Annotated in this window: 32 protein-coding genes and 1 tRNA gene; 11 read left to right on the top strand and 22 right to left on the bottom strand. The window is 64.0% G+C overall.

Annotation, left to right across the window (positions count from 1 at the left end; genetic code table 11):
- The first annotated feature begins 7 nt into the window (after positions 1–7).
- From purC to BACI71_RS05900, 4 genes are read left to right on the top strand one after another with little or no spacing between them, the layout of a single operon-like run.
- Positions 8–787, top strand: a complete 780-nt coding sequence (gene purC, locus BACI71_RS05915; RefSeq protein ID WP_159756296.1) for a phosphoribosylaminoimidazolesuccinocarboxamide synthase — start codon at positions 8–10, stop codon at positions 785–787.
- 46 nt (positions 788–833) lie between these two features.
- A complete protein-coding gene (gene purS / locus BACI71_RS05910; protein WP_159756293.1) occupies positions 834–1,064 on the top strand; it encodes a phosphoribosylformylglycinamidine synthase subunit PurS in 231 nt (76 codons plus the stop codon).
- Entirely contained in the window at positions 1,061–1,729 is a 669-nt protein-coding gene (gene purQ / locus BACI71_RS05905) for a phosphoribosylformylglycinamidine synthase subunit PurQ (RefSeq protein WP_159756290.1), read from the top strand. The genes purS and purQ overlap by 4 nt, the downstream gene beginning before the upstream one ends.
- Positions 1,726–2,157 (top strand): GFA family protein, encoded by a 432-nt coding sequence (locus BACI71_RS05900; protein ID WP_236552836.1) that lies wholly within the window; start codon positions 1,726–1,728, stop codon positions 2,155–2,157. Before purQ ends, BACI71_RS05900 begins: the two co-directional genes overlap by 4 nt.
- Positions 2,158–2,167: 10 nt before the next feature.
- On the opposite strand, the gene BACI71_RS05895 is transcribed toward BACI71_RS05900, so the two are convergent.
- Together BACI71_RS05895 and BACI71_RS05890 are read right to left on the bottom strand one after the other, a co-directional pair.
- A complete protein-coding gene (locus tag BACI71_RS05895) occupies positions 2,168–2,572 on the bottom strand; it encodes a GNAT family N-acetyltransferase (protein WP_236552835.1) in 405 nt (134 codons plus the stop codon).
- Between the two features lie 7 nt (positions 2,573–2,579).
- Positions 2,580–3,323 (bottom strand): queuosine precursor transporter, encoded by a 744-nt coding sequence (locus BACI71_RS05890; protein WP_201297301.1) that lies wholly within the window; start codon positions 3,321–3,323, stop codon positions 2,580–2,582.
- A 57-nt stretch (positions 3,324–3,380) separates the two neighbouring features.
- On the opposite strand from BACI71_RS05890, the gene BACI71_RS05885 reads away from it, so the two are divergent.
- A tRNA-Arg gene (locus tag BACI71_RS05885) sits at positions 3,381–3,457 on the top strand.
- Positions 3,458–3,611: 154 nt separating this feature from the next.
- Here BACI71_RS05885 and BACI71_RS05880 read toward each other — a convergent pair.
- From BACI71_RS05880 to BACI71_RS05870, 3 genes are all read right to left on the bottom strand, one after another.
- The gene (locus BACI71_RS05880) at positions 3,612–3,866 is read right to left on the bottom strand and encodes a helix-turn-helix domain-containing protein (RefSeq protein ID WP_201297300.1); all 255 of its coding nucleotides are present in this window, start codon (positions 3,864–3,866) and stop codon (positions 3,612–3,614) included.
- 377 nt (positions 3,867–4,243) lie between these two features.
- Positions 4,244–4,450 carry a DUF3253 domain-containing protein gene (locus tag BACI71_RS05875; RefSeq protein ID WP_328804084.1) on the bottom strand — a complete coding sequence of 69 codons (207 nt, stop codon included), beginning with the start codon at positions 4,448–4,450 and terminating at the stop codon, positions 4,244–4,246.
- Between the two features lie 26 nt (positions 4,451–4,476).
- The gene (locus tag BACI71_RS05870; RefSeq protein WP_159756281.1) at positions 4,477–5,235 is read right to left on the bottom strand and encodes a ZIP family metal transporter; all 759 of its coding nucleotides are present in this window, start codon (positions 5,233–5,235) and stop codon (positions 4,477–4,479) included.
- Between the two features lie 225 nt (positions 5,236–5,460).
- Between BACI71_RS05870 and BACI71_RS05865 the strand changes: the two genes are divergently transcribed.
- On the top strand, positions 5,461–5,811 hold the full coding sequence (locus tag BACI71_RS05865) for a response regulator (RefSeq protein WP_159756277.1): 351 nt from the start codon (positions 5,461–5,463) through the stop codon (positions 5,809–5,811).
- Positions 5,812–5,820: 9 nt separating this feature from the next.
- Here BACI71_RS05865 and BACI71_RS17855 read toward each other — a convergent pair whose 3' ends face one another.
- The 11 genes from BACI71_RS17855 to BACI71_RS05810 all read right to left on the bottom strand — a co-directional run bounded on the left by BACI71_RS17855 (position 5,821) and on the right by BACI71_RS05810 (position 9,943).
- On the bottom strand, positions 5,821–6,414 hold the full coding sequence (locus BACI71_RS17855; RefSeq protein WP_236552834.1) for a hypothetical protein: 594 nt from the start codon (positions 6,412–6,414) through the stop codon (positions 5,821–5,823).
- The gene (locus BACI71_RS05855) at positions 6,401–6,676 is read right to left on the bottom strand and encodes a hypothetical protein (RefSeq protein ID WP_159756274.1); all 276 of its coding nucleotides are present in this window, start codon (positions 6,674–6,676) and stop codon (positions 6,401–6,403) included. Before BACI71_RS05855 ends, BACI71_RS17855 begins: the two co-directional genes overlap by 14 nt.
- On the bottom strand, positions 6,676–6,909 hold the full coding sequence (locus tag BACI71_RS05850) for a hypothetical protein (RefSeq protein ID WP_159756271.1): 234 nt from the start codon (positions 6,907–6,909) through the stop codon (positions 6,676–6,678). Before BACI71_RS05850 ends, BACI71_RS05855 begins: the two co-directional genes overlap by 1 nt.
- Positions 6,894–7,202, bottom strand: coding sequence for a hypothetical protein (locus tag BACI71_RS05845; RefSeq protein ID WP_159756268.1), 309 nt, complete (start codon positions 7,200–7,202; stop codon positions 6,894–6,896). The genes BACI71_RS05850 and BACI71_RS05845 overlap by 16 nt, the downstream gene beginning before the upstream one ends.
- A gap of 1 nt (position 7,203) precedes the next feature.
- Positions 7,204–7,440: a hypothetical protein gene (locus BACI71_RS05840; RefSeq protein ID WP_159756265.1), complete on the bottom strand. Its 237-nt coding sequence runs from the start codon at positions 7,438–7,440 to the stop codon at positions 7,204–7,206.
- Complete coding sequence (locus BACI71_RS05835) at positions 7,437–8,135, bottom strand: hypothetical protein (RefSeq protein ID WP_159756262.1); 699 nt, start codon at positions 8,133–8,135, stop codon at positions 7,437–7,439. Before BACI71_RS05835 ends, BACI71_RS05840 begins: the two co-directional genes overlap by 4 nt.
- Before the next feature lie 2 nt (positions 8,136–8,137).
- Positions 8,138–8,626: a hypothetical protein gene (locus BACI71_RS05830; RefSeq protein ID WP_159756259.1), complete on the bottom strand. Its 489-nt coding sequence runs from the start codon at positions 8,624–8,626 to the stop codon at positions 8,138–8,140.
- Positions 8,623–8,841 carry a hypothetical protein gene (locus BACI71_RS05825; protein WP_159756256.1) on the bottom strand — a complete coding sequence of 73 codons (219 nt, stop codon included), beginning with the start codon at positions 8,839–8,841 and terminating at the stop codon, positions 8,623–8,625. Before BACI71_RS05825 ends, BACI71_RS05830 begins: the two co-directional genes overlap by 4 nt.
- Before the next feature lies 1 nt (position 8,842).
- The gene (locus BACI71_RS05820; protein ID WP_159756253.1) at positions 8,843–9,136 is read right to left on the bottom strand and encodes a hypothetical protein; all 294 of its coding nucleotides are present in this window, start codon (positions 9,134–9,136) and stop codon (positions 8,843–8,845) included.
- Positions 9,136–9,546: a hypothetical protein gene (locus BACI71_RS05815; RefSeq protein WP_159756250.1), complete on the bottom strand. Its 411-nt coding sequence runs from the start codon at positions 9,544–9,546 to the stop codon at positions 9,136–9,138. The genes BACI71_RS05820 and BACI71_RS05815 overlap by 1 nt, the downstream gene beginning before the upstream one ends.
- A gap of 112 nt (positions 9,547–9,658) precedes the next feature.
- The gene (locus BACI71_RS05810; protein WP_159756247.1) at positions 9,659–9,943 is read right to left on the bottom strand and encodes a hypothetical protein; all 285 of its coding nucleotides are present in this window, start codon (positions 9,941–9,943) and stop codon (positions 9,659–9,661) included.
- Positions 9,944–10,745: 802 nt separating this feature from the next.
- On the opposite strand from BACI71_RS05810, the gene BACI71_RS05805 reads away from it, so the two are divergent.
- Positions 10,746–11,216 carry a hypothetical protein gene (locus BACI71_RS05805; protein ID WP_159756244.1) on the top strand — a complete coding sequence of 157 codons (471 nt, stop codon included), beginning with the start codon at positions 10,746–10,748 and terminating at the stop codon, positions 11,214–11,216.
- 151 nt (positions 11,217–11,367) lie between these two features.
- Here the strand turns inward: BACI71_RS05805 and BACI71_RS05800 are convergent, their stop codons facing one another.
- The 4 genes from BACI71_RS05800 to BACI71_RS05790 form a co-directional block, all read right to left on the bottom strand.
- Entirely contained in the window at positions 11,368–11,511 is a 144-nt protein-coding gene (locus BACI71_RS05800; RefSeq protein ID WP_159756241.1) for a hypothetical protein, read from the bottom strand.
- A gap of 81 nt (positions 11,512–11,592) precedes the next feature.
- Positions 11,593–11,736: a hypothetical protein gene (locus BACI71_RS17850; protein ID WP_184504129.1), complete on the bottom strand. Its 144-nt coding sequence runs from the start codon at positions 11,734–11,736 to the stop codon at positions 11,593–11,595.
- A 26-nt stretch (positions 11,737–11,762) separates the two neighbouring features.
- On the bottom strand, positions 11,763–12,050 hold the full coding sequence (locus BACI71_RS05795) for a hypothetical protein (RefSeq protein ID WP_159756238.1): 288 nt from the start codon (positions 12,048–12,050) through the stop codon (positions 11,763–11,765).
- A complete protein-coding gene (locus BACI71_RS05790; RefSeq protein ID WP_159756235.1) occupies positions 12,047–12,223 on the bottom strand; it encodes a hypothetical protein in 177 nt (58 codons plus the stop codon). The genes BACI71_RS05795 and BACI71_RS05790 overlap by 4 nt, the downstream gene beginning before the upstream one ends.
- Positions 12,224–12,476: 253 nt before the next feature.
- On the opposite strand from BACI71_RS05790, the gene BACI71_RS05785 reads away from it, so the two are divergent.
- A complete protein-coding gene (locus BACI71_RS05785) occupies positions 12,477–12,725 on the top strand; it encodes a hypothetical protein (protein ID WP_159756232.1) in 249 nt (82 codons plus the stop codon).
- Between the two features lie 387 nt (positions 12,726–13,112).
- Here BACI71_RS05785 and BACI71_RS18215 read toward each other — a convergent pair whose 3' ends face one another.
- Positions 13,113–13,472 carry a BLUF domain-containing protein gene (locus tag BACI71_RS18215; RefSeq protein ID WP_159756229.1) on the bottom strand — a complete coding sequence of 120 codons (360 nt, stop codon included), beginning with the start codon at positions 13,470–13,472 and terminating at the stop codon, positions 13,113–13,115.
- Between the two features lie 313 nt (positions 13,473–13,785).
- Here BACI71_RS18215 and BACI71_RS05775 point away from each other — a divergent pair, with 313 nt between their 5' ends.
- Positions 13,786–14,205 carry an acyl-CoA thioesterase gene (locus BACI71_RS05775; protein WP_159756226.1) on the top strand — a complete coding sequence of 140 codons (420 nt, stop codon included), beginning with the start codon at positions 13,786–13,788 and terminating at the stop codon, positions 14,203–14,205.
- Between the two features lie 53 nt (positions 14,206–14,258).
- Here the strand turns inward: BACI71_RS05775 and BACI71_RS05770 are convergent, their stop codons facing one another.
- Positions 14,259–14,663 (bottom strand): thermonuclease family protein, encoded by a 405-nt coding sequence (locus tag BACI71_RS05770; RefSeq protein ID WP_236552833.1) that lies wholly within the window; start codon positions 14,661–14,663, stop codon positions 14,259–14,261.
- Positions 14,664–14,768: 105 nt separating this feature from the next.
- Between BACI71_RS05770 and BACI71_RS05765 the strand changes: the two genes are divergently transcribed.
- Both BACI71_RS05765 and BACI71_RS05760 read left to right on the top strand, forming a co-directional pair.
- Positions 14,769–14,972: a hypothetical protein gene (locus tag BACI71_RS05765; protein ID WP_159756223.1), complete on the top strand. Its 204-nt coding sequence runs from the start codon at positions 14,769–14,771 to the stop codon at positions 14,970–14,972.
- Positions 14,973–14,981: 9 nt separating this feature from the next.
- Positions 14,982–15,500, top strand: coding sequence for a hypothetical protein (locus BACI71_RS05760; protein WP_159756220.1), 519 nt, complete (start codon positions 14,982–14,984; stop codon positions 15,498–15,500).
- Positions 15,501–15,546: the final 46 nt, after the last annotated feature.

The following is a 15,546-nucleotide window of genomic DNA, read 5'->3' as shown; positions in this document are numbered from 1 at the left end:
GGCAAGCATGGCACGCAGGCGGCAGATCTACGAAGGCAAGGCGAAGATCCTCTACGAGGGTCCCGAGCCCGGCACGCTGATCCAGTATTTCAAGGACGACGCCACCGCCTTCAACGCCCAGAAAAAGGGCACGATCAACGGCAAGGGCGTGCTCAACAACCGTATCTCCGAGCATATCTTCACGCTGCTCGATCATATCGGCGTGCCGACGCACTTCATCCGCCGCCTCAACATGCGCGAGCAATTGATCCGGCAGGTCGAGATCGTCCCGATCGAGGTCGTCGTCCGCAACGTCGCCGCCGGCTCGATCAGCAAGCGGCTCGGGATCGAGGAAGGCGTGAAGTTGCCGCGCACGATCCTCGAATATTATTACAAGGACGACGCGCTCGGCGATCCGATGATCTCCGACGAGCATATCGCGGCGTTCGGCTGGGCCAGCCAGGAGGAGATGCACGACATCGCCGATCTGGCGATTCGGGTGAACGACTTCCTGTCGGGGCTGTTCGCGGGCGTCGGCATCCGGCTGGTCGACTTCAAGCTCGAATTCGGCCGCATCTGGGACAATGACTACGGCCGGATCATCCTCGCCGACGAGATCAGCCCGGACGGTTGCCGGCTGTGGGACATGGTCTCCAACGAGAAGCTCGACAAGGACCGCTTTCGCCGCGACCTGGGCGGCGAAGTCGAGGCCTATCAGGAAGTCGCGCGCCGGCTCGGCCTGCTGCCCGAGGGCGGCGACACCGCGGTGCTCGACCTCGAAGAGCATCGCAAGAGCCGCGGCAAGTAACCGCCACGCTTGCCCCGGCGCGCGCGCCGGGGCATAGCGCGCGGCCATGAAACTTCGCATCTACGTGACGCTCAAGCCCGGCGTGCTCGACCCGCAGGGCAAGGCGATCGAACACGCCCTTTCGGGGCTCGGCTTCTTGGGCGTCGAGAGCGCGCGCGTCGGCAAGCTGATCGAGCTGGAAGTCGCCGACGATACCGCCGATGCGGATGTCGACGCGATGTGTCGGCAGCTGCTCGCCAACACCGTGATCGAGAATTACCGGATCGAGCGCGCGTGAAGACCGCGGTCATCGTCTTCCCCGGCTCCAACTGCGACCGCGACATCGCGGTGGCGCTAGAGCAGGCGACCGGCACCGCACCGCACATGGTGTGGCACCGCGACACCGAACTGCCCGACGGGATCGGCGTGGTCGCGGTGCCCGGCGGCTTCTCCTACGGCGATTACCTGCGCTCCGGCGCGCTGGCGGCACGCTCGCCGATCATGACCGCAGTCCGCGAACAGGCGGCGCGCGGGCTGAAGGTGCTGGGCGTCTGCAACGGCTTTCAGGTGCTGACCGAGGCCGGGCTGCTCCCCGGCGCGCTGATGCGCAACGCCGGACTCAACTTCGTCTGCCGCGACGTCGCGTTGACCGTCGAGAATGCCGGCACCGTCTTCACGCGCGGCTATAAGTCGGGCGAGCAGGTTCGCTTCCCCGTCGCGCATCATGACGGCAATTACGTCGCCGACCCCGAGACGCTCGACCGTCTGGAAGGCGAAGGCCAGGTGGCGTTCCGCTACGCCGAGCCGGTCAACGGCAGCGCGCGCAACATCGCCGGGATCGTCAGCGCCGACGGCAATGTGCTCGGCATGATGCCCCACCCCGAACGCCGCATCGAACCCGCACACGGCGGCGACGACGGCAAGCGGATGTTCGCGGGGCTGCTGGAGGCGGTGGCGGCGTGAACGACGCCGCGCCGGTGACGGGCGGCTGCCTGTGCGGTGCGGTTCGTTACACGTTGGTCGCGGAGCCGGTCGCGGCGCGGCAATGCTGGTGCCGGCTGTGCCAGTATCTCGCGGCGGGCAGCGCGACCACCAACGTCATCGTGCCGCGCGCGGCGCTGACGCTTAACGGCGCGCTCGCCGATTATGCGTCGCATGCCGACTCCGGCAATGCGATGCACCGTCATTTCTGCCCCAGCTGCGGTACACCGGTCGGCGGCTATGCCGGGGTCCGCGCACATCTCTACGTGCTGCGCGTCGGGACGCTCGACGACCCCGATCATTATCCGCCGCAGGCGACGATCTGGACCGACGCCGCGCCGCGCTGGGCGCTGATCGACCGCGACAAGCCGTGCCACATCGGTCAGCCCGCCGCTACCGGCGCGTCCTGAATCCGCCCGATCACAGATCGAGCAGGTAGCGGCACATCCGCCGATCGCCCCGCGCGAACAGATCGCTGTCGGCCGGCGTCTCCACCAGCTCCACGAAACGCGCGCCCACCTTGTCGAGCACGCGCCGTGACGCGACATTTTCAGGACGGCAGGTAATCCAGAGCGCCGCGAAACCATGCGATACCGCGATGGGCATCAGCAACCGCAGCGCCGCCGTCGCATAGCCGCGCCGCTGCTGCTCCGGCGCCACCCGATAGCCGACCTGCCCGCCATAACGCCGCAGCGCCTCGGTATCGCCAAGCCGCAGGACGATCGCGCCGACCACCACGCCCGCCGCGACGATCGCGAAATCCTCGCTCGGCACCCAACCCCTGACCGGATCGGCATCGCTCCGCCCGCTCCAGCGCAGTTCCACCACCCGGTCACACCCGCGCCCGGAACGGCGTGAAGTCGGTCCCCCGGTCATACACGTCCAGCCCCTCGGCCCGCTTCAACGACCCGACCACCCAATAGGTCAGTGGCGTCAGCAGCACCTCCCAGCCGACCTTCAGCGCCCATTGCGTGAACAGCACCACCACCACGAGATGCGGCGTCCACCCCTCCGCGCCCCAGAACGCCAGCGGGTAGAAAATCAGGCTGTCGACCGCCTGCCCCGCCACCGTCGACCCGATCGTCCGCATCCACAGATGCCGCCCCGCGCTCCACACCTTCATCCGCGCCAGCACGTAGGAATTGACGAACTCGCCCGCCCAGAAGGCGCACATGCTCGCGAATACGATCCGCGGCACCTGCCCGAACACCGTTTCATACGCCGCCTGGTTGCGCCAGTCGGGCGCGGGCGGCAGCGCCACCACCACCCACGCCATCCCCGCCATGAACAAAGTCGCCGCAAATCCGACCCAGATGACCCGCCGCGCGCGCGCATAGCCATAGACCTCGGTCAGCACGTCGCCGATGATATAGCTGACGGGAAAGAACAGGATGCCCGCGCCGAACGGCCACTCGCCGACGCCCGGCAGCCACACCTGCGCCACCTTGCCGGCGCCCAGCACGTTGGAAAGCAACAGGATCGCAACGAACGCCGCCATGACGATGTCATAATAGCGCAGTCGCCCGGCCTCGACCCGATCGGCCGCGATCGGGGTTATGCGCATCTGTTCGGTCATGCGCGGATCATGCCCCCCATTTCTTCCTGCGACAATCCGCGCTAGGCGCGTCGGCGGGCGCCCGTAGCTCAGTTGGATAGAGCAAGGAGCTTCTACCTCCTTGGTCGGGGGTTCGAATCCCTCCGGGCGCGCCACTTACCTCGGCCTAAACCGTTGGTATGTACTGGCTTTTCGCCTCGCCTTCTCTAGATCCTCCCTCACCTACTCCCACATTTGATTGCGGCTATACGCGGATGTTCGCGAACAGCGCCGGACGAACGGGCTTGCTCAGCGGCCTGTCACGGTGGGTCAGATGTCGAGGTTTATCTGCTCGGGGCGAACGTATCGCGGTGCCTTGACATAGCCTTCGGCTGCCAACCGGCGCAGCGACTCCACATGCACCAGCCGGCGCCGGCCGATCTTCACGGTTGTGATCTTTCCAACCGCGACGAGCTCGTAAAAGCGTGTTCGTCCGATCCCAACCATACAGAGAGCGTCATTCACCGAAACGGTGAGAGGATCACGCACGGTTGGGGTGCGAGCCGGCTCGCAAACGATTTTCATATACCAGTCTCCTAGCAGGGAGGCTGGTGGGCCTTCCGGAAAGCGAGCGGATTATTTCACCGGTCGGAAGTGAGGGCAATTATCCACGAGCTTCTTTTTTCAGGTCACGATGTGGCACACGTAAGATACTCAATTTGGTTCTCTTTTTGCCCGTGGCACAATGTGGGACAAAGCGTAGCACATTGTGACAGGCATCGCGCAGAAGCTATGTATTTGATTTGTCATGGAAACACAGCCCGAAGGCTTGCGTAGGGTGTGTGCGTACTCATGCAAACATCGCGCTAAGCCGGTGCGTTCGTTACCGGCGCTTCCGCTACCCATATCTGCTTCGAGTAGGCCAGGGCCGCCGGACGGCGGGTACATTCTCAGCTTGCGCCTCAATCCCCGTTCGACCGCCCGATCCTGTAAGGTCCTGATCGCGTCGCGAGCGGTTGCCCTTTCCAGCTCAATCGCACCAAGCCCGCTTGCACCAGTTCGTCGATCGCGGCGTGGACGTCGGGCATTGCACTGCGCCAGTCCTGTGCGATGGCGCGCGCCACCTCGCTTGGGCAGATCGTTGTGTCGGGCGCTCGCGATGCGAGCATAGAAAGAGTCACAATTCGTGGATCACTCATGCGCTCTTCGTCAGCACGAAGGCGATGAGGAAGCCAACTACGGCGATCAGCCCCGAGTAGTCGTGCGTCGCCTCAGTCGCCTCCGGTATCATGGTGTCGACCAACATGGCGAGGATGGCACCGGCCGCGACGGCAGTGACGCCCGCAATCAGGTCCGGGCTACTGCCAGCCAGCGCGACGTTTCCGACCATGGCGGCGATGGCGGACGCGACAGCGATGCCGCCCCAGACACCAAAAACATAGGCTGGCGATCGACCAGCTGCCTTCATGCCCGCCGCGCTTGATAGACCTTCGGGCACGTTCGACAGGAACACGGCGGCCACGGTCACCGCGCTGACGCCAGCGCCGCTCAACAGGCTGACGCCGATCACGACCGACTCCGGGATGCCGTCGAGCAACGCGCCGATCGCGATAGCCGCTCCCGAGTCGCTCTTCGCGTCGGGCTGGCTCTCCTGCGGGTTCGATCCTGAGCGTTTGCGGTGTTTCGCGCCGCGTCGGGAGACGATGATGTTCGCGGCCGTGTACACGATCGCACCGCCGAGGAAGCCAGTGCCGGTGGAGTCGAAGCCGCCCTGGTGGAACGCCTCGTCCATCAGGTCGAAGGCGACCGCCGAGATCAGGACACCCGCGCCGATCGCCATGATTGAGGCGATCAGACGTTGCGGCAGTTTGACGAACCAGGCGATGGCAGCACCAAGGATCAGGGCCGATCCACCGACGAGCCCCCAGAACCCGGCCGCCCAAACTCCTGACATTGCACGTCTCCCTTGCGTTGCAGGGAACGTGCGCAGGGGGATGGCGCTCCGAGCGCCCCTAACAATCTGGCGTGAGGATGCCGATCTTCGGTTCGCGCCCGCCAACTCTCACGATCGCAGGACCGCCCGGCTGATCTCTGCAAAGTAGATCAGGGTCAATTATCTCGCTGCTTACGCGCCCGAATAGCCGCGCCGACACGTTCGTTGGTCCTGGAGGATCGGACCATGTGCCACGCGCTGATAATTGAGGATGATCCTTTCATTGCCATGCACATCGAGGACGTGCTGCGCGATGGCGGTGCCTCCACGGTGATCATCGCGATGACCGAAGGCGACGCGATTGACGCTGCCCGAGCTGAACGCCCGGACTTCATCACCTCGGACGTCCGGTTGCTCGAAGGCACTGGTCCGGATGCCGTGATCGCGATCCGCAGCATGTATGACACAGTGCCGGTCACCTTCATCACAGCTTGGCCTGAAGCGTGCCATGAGGTGGCTCGAGCAGAGGTGCTACAGAAGCCGGTGCGGGCGACCGCTCTGCTGGAGTCGTTCAAGCGGGCTGTGCCAGGTTGCTGACGCCGGCGATCAACTGACGAACATTGCCTCGACAATGGCCTGCATGAGGACACCTCGCGGCACTGGGACGCTCACCGACGTCCACCCCGCGTTCTGTGCACGCCGAAGGCCGTACAAGCCTATCCATGATCGTCCGTGCTGACGCCACGCGCGCTGTAGCGCCGCCACCGGCATCAAAACGCAGGTCGCGGCAGGCGCATGGGCGTACGCGATAAAGTCCGCCGCCAGCGGCTTTTGCACCCAGCCGGGAGACTTGCGCACCTCGTCCGACCATCGCTCCAGCAGGACGTCGGGCCAATCCTCGGTGCGGATCTTCTCGTCAACGGTGTAGGTCCGCCCGCACGCCAACGTCAGCAGCCGGTCGATGCCGCCGCGTTGCGCCCATCCATCATGCTCCACCGCGACCGCGGACATCAGCGTTGGGAACGCCCTCCGGTAGATCGGCAGCCACCAATCCGGCCCGTACTGCGCCGCCAGCGCGTGGCTGTCCTCGAACCGGTGCACGCGGTTGAAGCCCGACGTGCACGCATGGCGAGCGACGGGCTGGTGGATGACGCGGCCCGATGACGTCGGCTGCCGAGGTGCGGTGCTATTGATCGCCATCACGGTCGTCCTCGCGGTCGTGGGTGTCTTCGTCGTCGTCGCGCAGATCCTCCAAGTCCGGATCGCCGTCGATCTGGTCCATGCGGTCGATCAGGCGTTCGGTCAGGCGGGCCAGCTCGTCACGCGGCAAAACCGGGATCGCGGCGAACAGCGACCCCGTGCCAGGCAGACTGCTGGGTCGGCTCCACGCCCGTCGCCGCTCCCGCCGCCATCGGGGACGTCGCTGCGCTGGCGGCGCTGGCGTGTGGAAGGCGTGGCCCATCAGGCGACCTGTCCCAACTGGCGTTGCTCGATCGCGGCCTTGATCGCCTCTTGCCGGTCAGGGCGCCCGATCAGCGGCGACATGACGGTGGTCAGATCTTCCGGATGGCAATCGTCGACCATCAGGGCGAGCCGCCGGCCGGAACCCAGCGCATAGCCGCCACCGATCTGCGCCATGGCCGTCAGCCACGCAGCCGGATCGAACGTGTCGAAGTGCTTCAGCACGGTGGCCATGTCAGCAGCCCCCCCGGCTTGGACGCGGTGTCGTCGCCCTCCCAAACCAGCCAGCCGGCATCGATGCGATGCCCGCGCTGGCCGATCAAATCTGCGATGGCCCGCGGCTCCGCGTCGATAACCTGGTCGATCGCGCGTGAAGCGGTGACGACCCGCTGCGTGTCAGCAGCATCGACCGTCAAGCTGAGCGCTAGCCCGGCGTTAATCTGTGCCTCTACCTCACCAGTCGGTGCGACCATCAACCGCCCGCCGACCGCGATGAACAGTTCGGCTGCTTCTCGGGTGTCCCGCATATCAGCGACCCTCCCGTTTCGGCGTGCGGCCGAACTGGACAGCAACGTGGATGCCAAACCACTGGATCTCGAAGTAACGCACCGGCCCCTCGCCGCCGACGTGAAGCCGGCCGCCCTCGTCGACGCGGATCTCCTGCATGCGCTCGACGTACACCTCGCCCCAGTTGTACCAAGGCTCAGCGGCGGCGATGACGCGCCACAGCCTGCTGCTGATCGTGCTCACGGTGGCCATCGTCATGCCTCCCCTGCCAGCCGGCGGATGTCGGCAGTCAGCGCGGCGAGCAGGCAGCCCTCCGTGTCCGTCCGCCCGACACGATCGACGAACGCCAGCTTGGTGGTGATGTCCGCCATCGTGGTCGCAGGCATTGTAATCGCCGTACGCCACAGGTCGTACTCGCGCTCTAGCAGCTGTGCGGCGCGATGTTCGATCGCCTCCAGGCCGAACGCCGCTTCCATCTTCACCTCAAACGCGGCGCGGCGTTCCTTCTGTGCCGCAATGATCGCGTCGCGCTCGTCGGCGGCGGCGGCGTTCTCGCGGCGCGCCTGTCGCCAGTCGGCGTCGCCCATCTTGGCCCAGGTCGGATCGCTGACGAAGCGGCGCGACGTCACGACGCTGCCGGGATTGGCCGTCGTGAGCCGAACGTTGTTTCCGTGCACGTTGACGAAGCTGGTCGGCGTCTCGACGTGCGGTGGGGGCATCTCGATCGGCTCGGCTGCCAGCGTGGCTGCGTAGGCTTTCTGCGTCGGCGCTTCGACGTCGCGCTCGAACCGCTGCCACGCTTCCTCGGCACGATCACGCAGGGCGATGATGCGGAGCAGGCGAGGATTGACGGTGGCGGCGTGCGCGGGCGTGCCGCCGCATTTAGCCAGCGTCGCCACTGCGATCAGGCCGGCGCCACCGAAAAGCGCGCGGCGGGAGGTATGGACGGTCATGGTCATGCCTCCCCTGCAAGGAATGGCTCGGCTTCGGCGGCGATGCGCGCCGCGTCTTCCGGCGTGGGTGACGCGCCCTCTGCGATCACGGCAGCCACGAGCGCCAGCTTGGCCAGCATCTCGACCTGGCTGTTGGCCGGCGTCGCCATGATGCGCCGGTCCAGCTCGTTGACGGCGATGCAAGCCTCGTCGTGCTTGGCGGTCCCGTCTTCCAGCCCTTCGGCGCGCTTCAGCGTTGCCTGCCGGGCAGTTAGCCATTCGGCGTGGCGGTGAAGGACGCTGCTGGCGCTTTGACGAGATGTCTGCCCCTCCACGAAGCCGGGAATATCGTCCATCTGGTCGGCGATGTCCTTCGCTCGATCCGAGCAGGCCTCGATCGCGTCCTTCGCCCGGCTGTCGCTGACACCCTCCGCCATCAGCGACAGAAGCGTACCGAGTTGGCCGATGCCGATCTGCGCGGTGCTGATCGCGTTCACCTGATCCTGCTTCATGCCGCGCCTCCGGGTGCCATGTCGAACAGGGTGCGGCTCAGCGTCTGCGCCATCTCACCCAGCCCCTCGACGGCTTCGGCCGCGATGGTGGTGGCCGGATCAGCGCCAAGCGCCTCGCCAACCAGTGCGCAGAGCGACGCAATGTACGACGCGGTGCTGGCGGCCGATTGGACGCGCGCCTCCGCAATCTCGATCATGTTCGTGTCGGTGGCCATGTCAGTCCTCCAGGAGGAAGGTGGCAAAATAGACGAGCGTGGCGACGCCATTCAGCGCGCCGGCCATGATGGTGGGGTTCATCGCCTTGAACTCGCTGGTGGTGCCCCGCTGCGCGACCGCATCGGCGTCGAAGCAGGCCGCGGCCATCACGGTCAGGATCGCCGCAGCTTCGTGCAGCATATCGCGGCTGCGTTCGGCCGGCGCGACGCTGCTCACAACGGCGAACGGATGCTTTCCATCCATTTCCCAACCGGCGAGCGTGTTGCGGGCTTCGATCAGGGGCGTGGTGGCCATCACGCAGCCTCCGCCATCTGGAAGGGAGCGAGCGCGACCGCCATCAACGACGCGTGCAGCCCGGTGGCGGCGATGGCGTACGTCAGCGCTAGGCCGGCGGCATCGATCGCGCCGGCGACGCTGGGCTGCGATGTCCAAGCTTCGAACGCGGCATAGTCGTCGCTGTCCTGCGCCTGCTTCAGCGCCGCGGAGCCGTATTCCTCGGGGATCGCCGCTAGTGCGTCGACACGGTAGCCGGTGTACCGGTAGGAGCAGTCCTGCTCGCGATTCAAGGCGAAGCCGCTGTGTACATAGCCGCCCTTCGGCGGGTTCTTGGCGCAGGACGCCAGCAGCTTGAGAGCGCGAGAATCTTGCGTCCAGACGGCACAAGGGGCCTTGGCCGGGCAAACGCCCAGCGTTACGGTGTTCATAGCCTATCACCTCTTCGTCAGGTGGTTGGGTCAGGCCGGGTGTGGAGGGCTCAATCTCCTTACCCGGCCGTCTGATACCTGAGGTATCATCGTTGGCGCTGGCGTTCAAGCACTATTTGATGCTAAACGTATCAGCATGATAACAGCCGAACAGTGTCGCGCCGCCCGCATCCTGCTCGGCTGGACCGCTGCTGATCTCGTAACCGCATCGCGGTTGGGCATTGCCACAATCAAGCGCTTCGAGAGTGGCCAGCAAGTTCAGCAGGCCTCGGTCGAAACGATCCAGGCTGCCCTGGTCGATGCTGGAGTCATCTTCCTGAGCGAGGGAGCGCCTTCGCCAGTGGGTGGTGCCGGCGTTCGTCTTAGCTTGGGCTAGAAACATGGAGTTGCCGAGCAACCTTCGTCCTTTCGCGGCCGCCGCGATCCCCTTTGCAGCGGTGATCGCCTTTGCATCTTCGCCCTTGATCCGCTTCGCCGATCCGACCTGGGTTTGGGCTGGAGGTTATAGCCTAGGTCTTGGCTTGGCGCTGATCCTCCTGTGGACGACAGTCGACATCAAGGCGGAGTGGGCAGGATGGATCGGGGGTGCCTTCTTCTTGGTAGGCGCCGCAATCCTATTCCGCGCTGGAGACCGGGCTACAACCATCTCGAAGGCGAACGACCGTAGGTGTCTCACCATCCAGCAGGATATGCTCAGCGCCCACCCGCGTCTCGCGAACGGACACGATATTTTTCAGGCGCTTGGCTGTCAGCCGCAAGGGACAGAGGATCGGATTCGAGTACCACCAACGGATCGTGAGCAGCTTGCACAAAGGCCGCTACCATGGGGCGGATACCCGCCCGCTCCTTGAACGTAGGCCTAGCGCCGTCAACGATAAGTCGGGCTACCCACACCTAGGCGCAGTCGGCGCGACCTTCTGTCTGCAGGCGGGATTGGCCCGTAAGTGCGTATTGCAGCCAATCGTCAATATGAAATGGCGCGTTTGAGGAAAGCGCGCCTCGCTCAAGGGAGATAGGTTCAAGAGCGAGGCGCAGCAGGTCCGTAGAGACCTGTCGTCATCTTGGCTGCGTGCGGCCGCCTTGGCAACATCGACGTATGATCTAAGCTGGCGTGGAGATGGTTGCCTGCTGTCACCGCGCACCCAGAGCCCGATCACCCGCCCGATGCGTTCCTTGCTACAATAGCATAAGGAATGACCATGAGCGATCGCAAGCCGATGCCCGCCGCAGGCAGTGATGACATGAAGGGCGCGCCAGACGGCGTGAACACCGACCCGAGCGGTCGAAGTGAACAAGGCGAGAGCGGTGGCGGGAGCTACCCGAACGGCCGTGACGGCAACGACGATCGGAGCGGAGGCTTTCCGAAGCACGGCGGCCAGTCGAACATCGGCTACCATGGCGGCGGCCAAGCCGGGCAGGATGGCAGCGCGAACCCCAACGCAGCGGCGCAAGGTGACGACCACTTCACCGATCAGGGCGAGACCGGGCCGAAGCCAGGTCCGCGCGGTCCCAATCAGGACGACGATGGATCACGGGTTAGAACTGAGGTCATGCAGGGTCGCACCATTAAGATCGAAGACACCTCCGGGATCGCAGCGGCAGAGGCGTCGGGCATGACCGGTGCCGAGGGGCAGCATGCAACAGACGAGGAGGCACCGGGTTCTGGGTAAGGTAGCACGTAAGATCAAGGCGACGGCAGGGTTTCTCTGCCTTGTGCTATTCGCAGTTGCGACCTTAGCTATTGCCGTCGCAACGGGGTTCGCGGGAACATTATAGCTATGATCAATCGCGGTGGCGCCTTTTAAGCACCACCGCCATGAACTACTCGCCCTTGCTGTCGCGTGCGTCGCCTTTCAGATCTTCCGAGGTCAGGTCTTCCTGGAGCTTCCCGAGAATGTCGCGATCTTCCCCGTCCTTGCCTGCGTCATTTTGGCCGCGCTCAGCTGTTTTATTTTGCTCAGTCATTCTCAAGCTCTCCTGCGGTTTGTGCTGGCAACATACGTATGCCTGCTAGGCATCCAGCAACGTCTTTGCGATTGTCCAGCTTTAGCCGGCGACCTTGCCTGTAAGATGTCGCAGCGCTTCTGTGGCGTGCCGTTCCGTGACGTAGAGCACACCGGCCCAGCGCTGCTCAGAATCGGACCACAAGCTCCAGCGTCCCGCATGCTCGCCATCGGCGATGCGGGCCACGCGGAGCGTCGTTCCGACCACGCGCGCTAAGCCGCGATCGTCGGCGCAACCGGCGCGATAGCGGTGATTGCAGCCGACACGGCCTCGTAGCCTTCTGCGCTGCTGGCCGCGATCGCAAGCGGTCGACCATCAAGCTGATCGTTGTGGCCGTTAAGGAAGGCTTGAGCACCTTGCATGCCGAGTGCCGCCACTGCGGCTCTGAGGATCGATCCCTCCCGTGCAGCAGCCTCGCGGGAGATCTGCGGTTGGCTTGCGCGGGAGCGGAAGCGGAGCGGCTTGGCAGGTGTCTGCCGCTTTGCTTCCTCATCGATCATGACGAAGAAACCAGCGTTGGCCGATCAACGCCAAAAGTGAGCTGCTTTTCCGCAATCAGCGCTGCATAGCCGCTGGCACGTCCCGCATGTGAGATCCGTGCCTCGATCGATGCCGCATTCGTAGCCTGCGTGATCAAGATTTGGTGAACGCGATATAGCTCGTTCATGTCCATGGTTCGGCTCCTTGCTAGCAAGCGGGAGCGCCATGTCTCTCAGCCGCCGGCGCTCGCAAATTGGAAGCAGGCAGTATCATGTATATGGGTGGTGGTGGAGCATCGGACAAGCTGCGGCGGCGTCGAGGCTGCACGTCGATGAGCCCATTGTAGTTCCCGCAACAACCCCCACATTGAAGGCACCACTGGCTTACTACCGTAAGCGCCAGCGGCAGAGAGACCCCGTGCTCCCGCTTACAAGGGAGCGTCGTCGATGGATCTCAAAGAGCTTTATCTTCGTCAACGTGTTGCGGCGGCCTCGGCAGCGGCAGCCACTTCGCCACAGGCAAAACTTTCGCACAGGGAATTGGCCGCTAGCTACGCCGATCGCATAGAAAACTATGATGCGAGCGGAGAGGAGCGGTATTCGTCCACCCACTCGCCACAAGCCAGCACCATAGATGACGAACCATCGTCGTTGCGCGCCTTGCTGGATCCAAAACTGGCTACGGCAAACCGGTGACTTGGATGTGGACTTTTGTCAGCCTGATTTGGCTTGCCCCGATTGGAACCGCTCTCGTTCTTCTTGGCGGGTCGATGATCTCACACGATTTTCGAGTGTGGCTGCTGCGGCATCTAGTCGGGTGATGTCCGACGCTTATCAAAAGAGGCGTTGGACACAAACGGACATCAATGAGCTGCGCAGAGAGGTTGCTGGCGGTGCGAACATCAAGTCGCTGGCTGCAAGCCTCGGCAGAGAGGCCGAGGAGGTTCATCGTATGGCAGAGCGACTTAGCATATTCGCTGTAAGACTACCGCTGAGTTGATCAGAGGAGGGTACGCGTCGGCTCTCTATCGTGCCGATCGGCTGGCGCTATTTGGTTTGGGTCGGCAAGGGCAACCCTCGGGCTTATTCGTAGCGAAAGCGCGCATTGCGAGCGAGATAAGCGAAGCCGATGAACATAGCCTTTAGGTGATCGTCTGACACCTCTCTAAGCTCTTCCTTTATGCGCTCTACGTAGTCGTCTGGATCATCACCAACCCCGTATAAGGGTTGGCTCATCGTTCGGTTATGAAACTCACGATGTTCAATCCTATGCGAACTCACGATGATTATATCATGATGCCGCGGATTGCGCACGATGCGCCGCATAAGATCGTCTAGGTCTTCCCCCTCGCCTTCAATCACTTGTAAGAACCGGCTGCCGTCAGAGAGGAAGAGGCCAGTGATGCCGTTTACCTCGTTCCGAACCGCCGCTGCTTCGCACAACGCCTTGATCTAGGCCCGACTGAAATTCGAGGACGCTCTGCTGGTAAAAACGACCCGGTACATCGATTTTCCCCAGCATGTAGGCGACTAGCGTGCGCCCAAATGAGCGTGGGGTCGACATCAAACCACCTATCTTACGTCACGCTGATGAGCAGGTGACACTGCATGGATTGCACGTGACGCGAGCGGACGTTTTCGAACGAAACAATCGGATGATCTATCGTACGCAGCGAGCTGGACGCGACCCTGTAATGGTCTTCAACCCATCCAGGTATCGGCTGCACGTACCCTGAAGGATGTGGTACGGAGAGGCGTGATCAACGCCGCACCGCATCGCTTCTCCATCGGCATCGAGCCGGTCGACATCGACTTCATGGGCCACGTGAACAACGCGAGCTACCTGAAGTGGGTACAGGCGGCTGTGCTCGATCACTGGCGCGCCTTGGCACCAGCGGAGATTGCAGCGCAGCACCTGTGGGTCGCGCTCAAGCACGAGATCACGTATCGAAAGCCAGCATTCCTTGAGGATGATGTGATCGCCACTGTCCTCCTGGAAAAGGTGCATGGAGCGCGCGCCTTCTACGAAACCGTGATCAAGCGCGGCGAGGAGGTTCTCGCCGAAGTTAAGTCAAGCTGGTGCTGCCTCGATGCATCCACGATGCGTCCGGCGCGGCTCGCGCAGGACGTGATCGAGCACTTCTTTCCACAAACCGAGCGGCAGACCGAGCGCTAGTCCGCACAGCACGGTGTTGAGAGAGGTCGCCGGCCTTAATCAGGCTGCTTTCGCTACCGGCACTCGCCCATGCGGTACTGACGCCAGTATCGATCCCAGCGTGCAGCTGCCCCTGTCGCCATGGCCGCGCAGGACAACGATCGGCCATCCGGCAGCGTGCAGCGGGCGACCACGCGCTCGTAGCTGTTGCCCACCGGCTGGCAGGCGAGCCGCTTGCCGAGCGTCAGCCGCTCCATGATCTGCTGACTGCGCTTAGCTGCGCGATCGTCGCAGACATAGGCACGTCGCTGTGACGCGGGTCGCCGACACGGCGCTGCGCTCTCGAAGTCCGGTGCCTGCACCCCTGCTATGCGGATTTTCACGCCTGATCGACACCACAGCGGGCCATCACCGTCATGAACGCGGACGACATGGCAGACGAGAGGTGGCAGCGGCGTGGCGATCATGGCGAGCGTCATGTCAGCAAGCCCATGTTCCCGCAATGTTCTTGCGAATCGCGGCGGCATCGGCGTAGCTTGCCGGCACCGCCGATCGACGGCGTACCGACATCAAGGAGCCTTGCCATGGAGCACGATCTCCTGCTGCGTGCGGCTGCGCGCGCGATCTATGACGCCTGCTACCCGAGCGACGATTGGTCGCCGGTGGGCTTGGACGAGGCCGAAAGGTGGGGGACCGTGCACTATCGGCAGGCAGTCGACGCGACCCTTCAAGCGCGTACGGTGCTGGCAGTCCGGGGCGAGCAGTTGCCGCTGCCGGCGATTGCGTAATCAGCGGATGTGGTTGGCGATCCGAAGACCCTGCACGACCTATACCGGGTCGAGGCTCAGGTTCGCGTCACCTGCCGAAGTTGCAAGGCGACCGAGGTATGGGAGCTGGATGCGCTGATCGCCGAGGTCCGGGCGAATGGCGGGAACACCGACTGGCGGGCGGCGCGATCGGCGCTGAAGTGTCCGCGGCACTGCGCGGCGCCGCGGATCGATCTGCTACCGCTGCCCTATGGCAAGCAACGTGCCCGGCGCCGCGCTCACCGGCACGCGCTGATCAACCTGTCGCTTCAGGTGCTGCGCGAGGCGGCGCAGCGGTCGGCGCGTGAGGCGGTCGGCACGGTCGAGGTTCGCCTTGCACTGCACGTGCTGCGCCCGTTCGTGCGGGAACAGCGACTGCTCACCGAGTTTTGGAGGGCTGCAACGGCCGAGTTACGGCATCCATGGACGAGCTGCCACCTGCCTTACCGATGGATCGCGCAGAGGCTGATTGAGCAGGGCGCTGAGGTGGACGAGGTCGATCGGCCATAACCGGTATGGCGGTAGCTGGTGGTTTGCGGACCGGCCGCTTTCGGGT

Source organism: Sphingomonas sp. 8AM (assembly GCF_902506455.1).
Classification (GTDB): domain Bacteria; phylum Pseudomonadota; class Alphaproteobacteria; order Sphingomonadales; family Sphingomonadaceae; genus Sphingomonas.
The sequence above is the reverse complement of the archived record's forward strand: the minus strand, read 5'-3'. Positions and strand labels throughout refer to the sequence as shown.

What these genes read in the sequence shown, in the direction of transcription:
- purC (WP_159756296.1), top strand. Translation starts at nt 8, where the DNA reads ATGGCACGCAGGCGGCAGATCTACGAAGGCAAGGCGAAGATCCTCTAC.
- purS (WP_159756293.1), top strand. Translation starts at nt 834, where the DNA reads ATGAAACTTCGCATCTACGTGACGCTCAAGCCCGGCGTGCTCGACCCG.
- BACI71_RS05890 (WP_201297301.1), bottom strand. Translation starts at nt 3,323, where the DNA reads ATGACCGAACAGATGCGCATAACCCCGATCGCGGCCGATCGGGTCGAG.
- BACI71_RS05880 (WP_201297300.1), bottom strand. Translation starts at nt 3,866, where the DNA reads ATGAAAATCGTTTGCGAGCCGGCTCGCACCCCAACCGTGCGTGATCCT.
- BACI71_RS05875 (WP_328804084.1), bottom strand. Translation starts at nt 4,450, where the DNA reads ATGCTCGCATCGCGAGCGCCCGACACAACGATCTGCCCAAGCGAGGTG.
- BACI71_RS05870 (WP_159756281.1), bottom strand. Translation starts at nt 5,235, where the DNA reads ATGTCAGGAGTTTGGGCGGCCGGGTTCTGGGGGCTCGTCGGTGGATCG.
- BACI71_RS05865 (WP_159756277.1), top strand. Translation starts at nt 5,461, where the DNA reads ATGTGCCACGCGCTGATAATTGAGGATGATCCTTTCATTGCCATGCAC.
- BACI71_RS17855 (WP_236552834.1), bottom strand. Translation starts at nt 6,414, where the DNA reads ATGGCGATCAATAGCACCGCACCTCGGCAGCCGACGTCATCGGGCCGC.
- BACI71_RS05855 (WP_159756274.1), bottom strand. Translation starts at nt 6,676, where the DNA reads ATGGGCCACGCCTTCCACACGCCAGCGCCGCCAGCGCAGCGACGTCCC.
- BACI71_RS05850 (WP_159756271.1), bottom strand. Translation starts at nt 6,909, where the DNA reads ATGGCCACCGTGCTGAAGCACTTCGACACGTTCGATCCGGCTGCGTGG.
- BACI71_RS05845 (WP_159756268.1), bottom strand. Translation starts at nt 7,202, where the DNA reads ATGCGGGACACCCGAGAAGCAGCCGAACTGTTCATCGCGGTCGGCGGG.
- BACI71_RS05840 (WP_159756265.1), bottom strand. Translation starts at nt 7,440, where the DNA reads ATGACGATGGCCACCGTGAGCACGATCAGCAGCAGGCTGTGGCGCGTC.
- BACI71_RS05835 (WP_159756262.1), bottom strand. Translation starts at nt 8,135, where the DNA reads ATGACCGTCCATACCTCCCGCCGCGCGCTTTTCGGTGGCGCCGGCCTG.
- BACI71_RS05830 (WP_159756259.1), bottom strand. Translation starts at nt 8,626, where the DNA reads ATGAAGCAGGATCAGGTGAACGCGATCAGCACCGCGCAGATCGGCATC.
- BACI71_RS05825 (WP_159756256.1), bottom strand. Translation starts at nt 8,841, where the DNA reads ATGGCCACCGACACGAACATGATCGAGATTGCGGAGGCGCGCGTCCAA.
- BACI71_RS05820 (WP_159756253.1), bottom strand. Translation starts at nt 9,136, where the DNA reads ATGGCCACCACGCCCCTGATCGAAGCCCGCAACACGCTCGCCGGTTGG.
- BACI71_RS05815 (WP_159756250.1), bottom strand. Translation starts at nt 9,546, where the DNA reads ATGAACACCGTAACGCTGGGCGTTTGCCCGGCCAAGGCCCCTTGTGCC.
- BACI71_RS05805 (WP_159756244.1), top strand. Translation starts at nt 10,746, where the DNA reads ATGAGCGATCGCAAGCCGATGCCCGCCGCAGGCAGTGATGACATGAAG.
- BACI71_RS05800 (WP_159756241.1), bottom strand. Translation starts at nt 11,511, where the DNA reads ATGACTGAGCAAAATAAAACAGCTGAGCGCGGCCAAAATGACGCAGGC.
- BACI71_RS05795 (WP_159756238.1), bottom strand. Translation starts at nt 12,050, where the DNA reads ATGATCGATGAGGAAGCAAAGCGGCAGACACCTGCCAAGCCGCTCCGC.
- BACI71_RS05790 (WP_159756235.1), bottom strand. Translation starts at nt 12,223, where the DNA reads ATGGACATGAACGAGCTATATCGCGTTCACCAAATCTTGATCACGCAG.
- BACI71_RS05785 (WP_159756232.1), top strand. Translation starts at nt 12,477, where the DNA reads ATGGATCTCAAAGAGCTTTATCTTCGTCAACGTGTTGCGGCGGCCTCG.
- BACI71_RS05770 (WP_236552833.1), bottom strand. Translation starts at nt 14,663, where the DNA reads ATGACGCTCGCCATGATCGCCACGCCGCTGCCACCTCTCGTCTGCCAT.
- BACI71_RS05765 (WP_159756223.1), top strand. Translation starts at nt 14,769, where the DNA reads ATGGAGCACGATCTCCTGCTGCGTGCGGCTGCGCGCGCGATCTATGAC.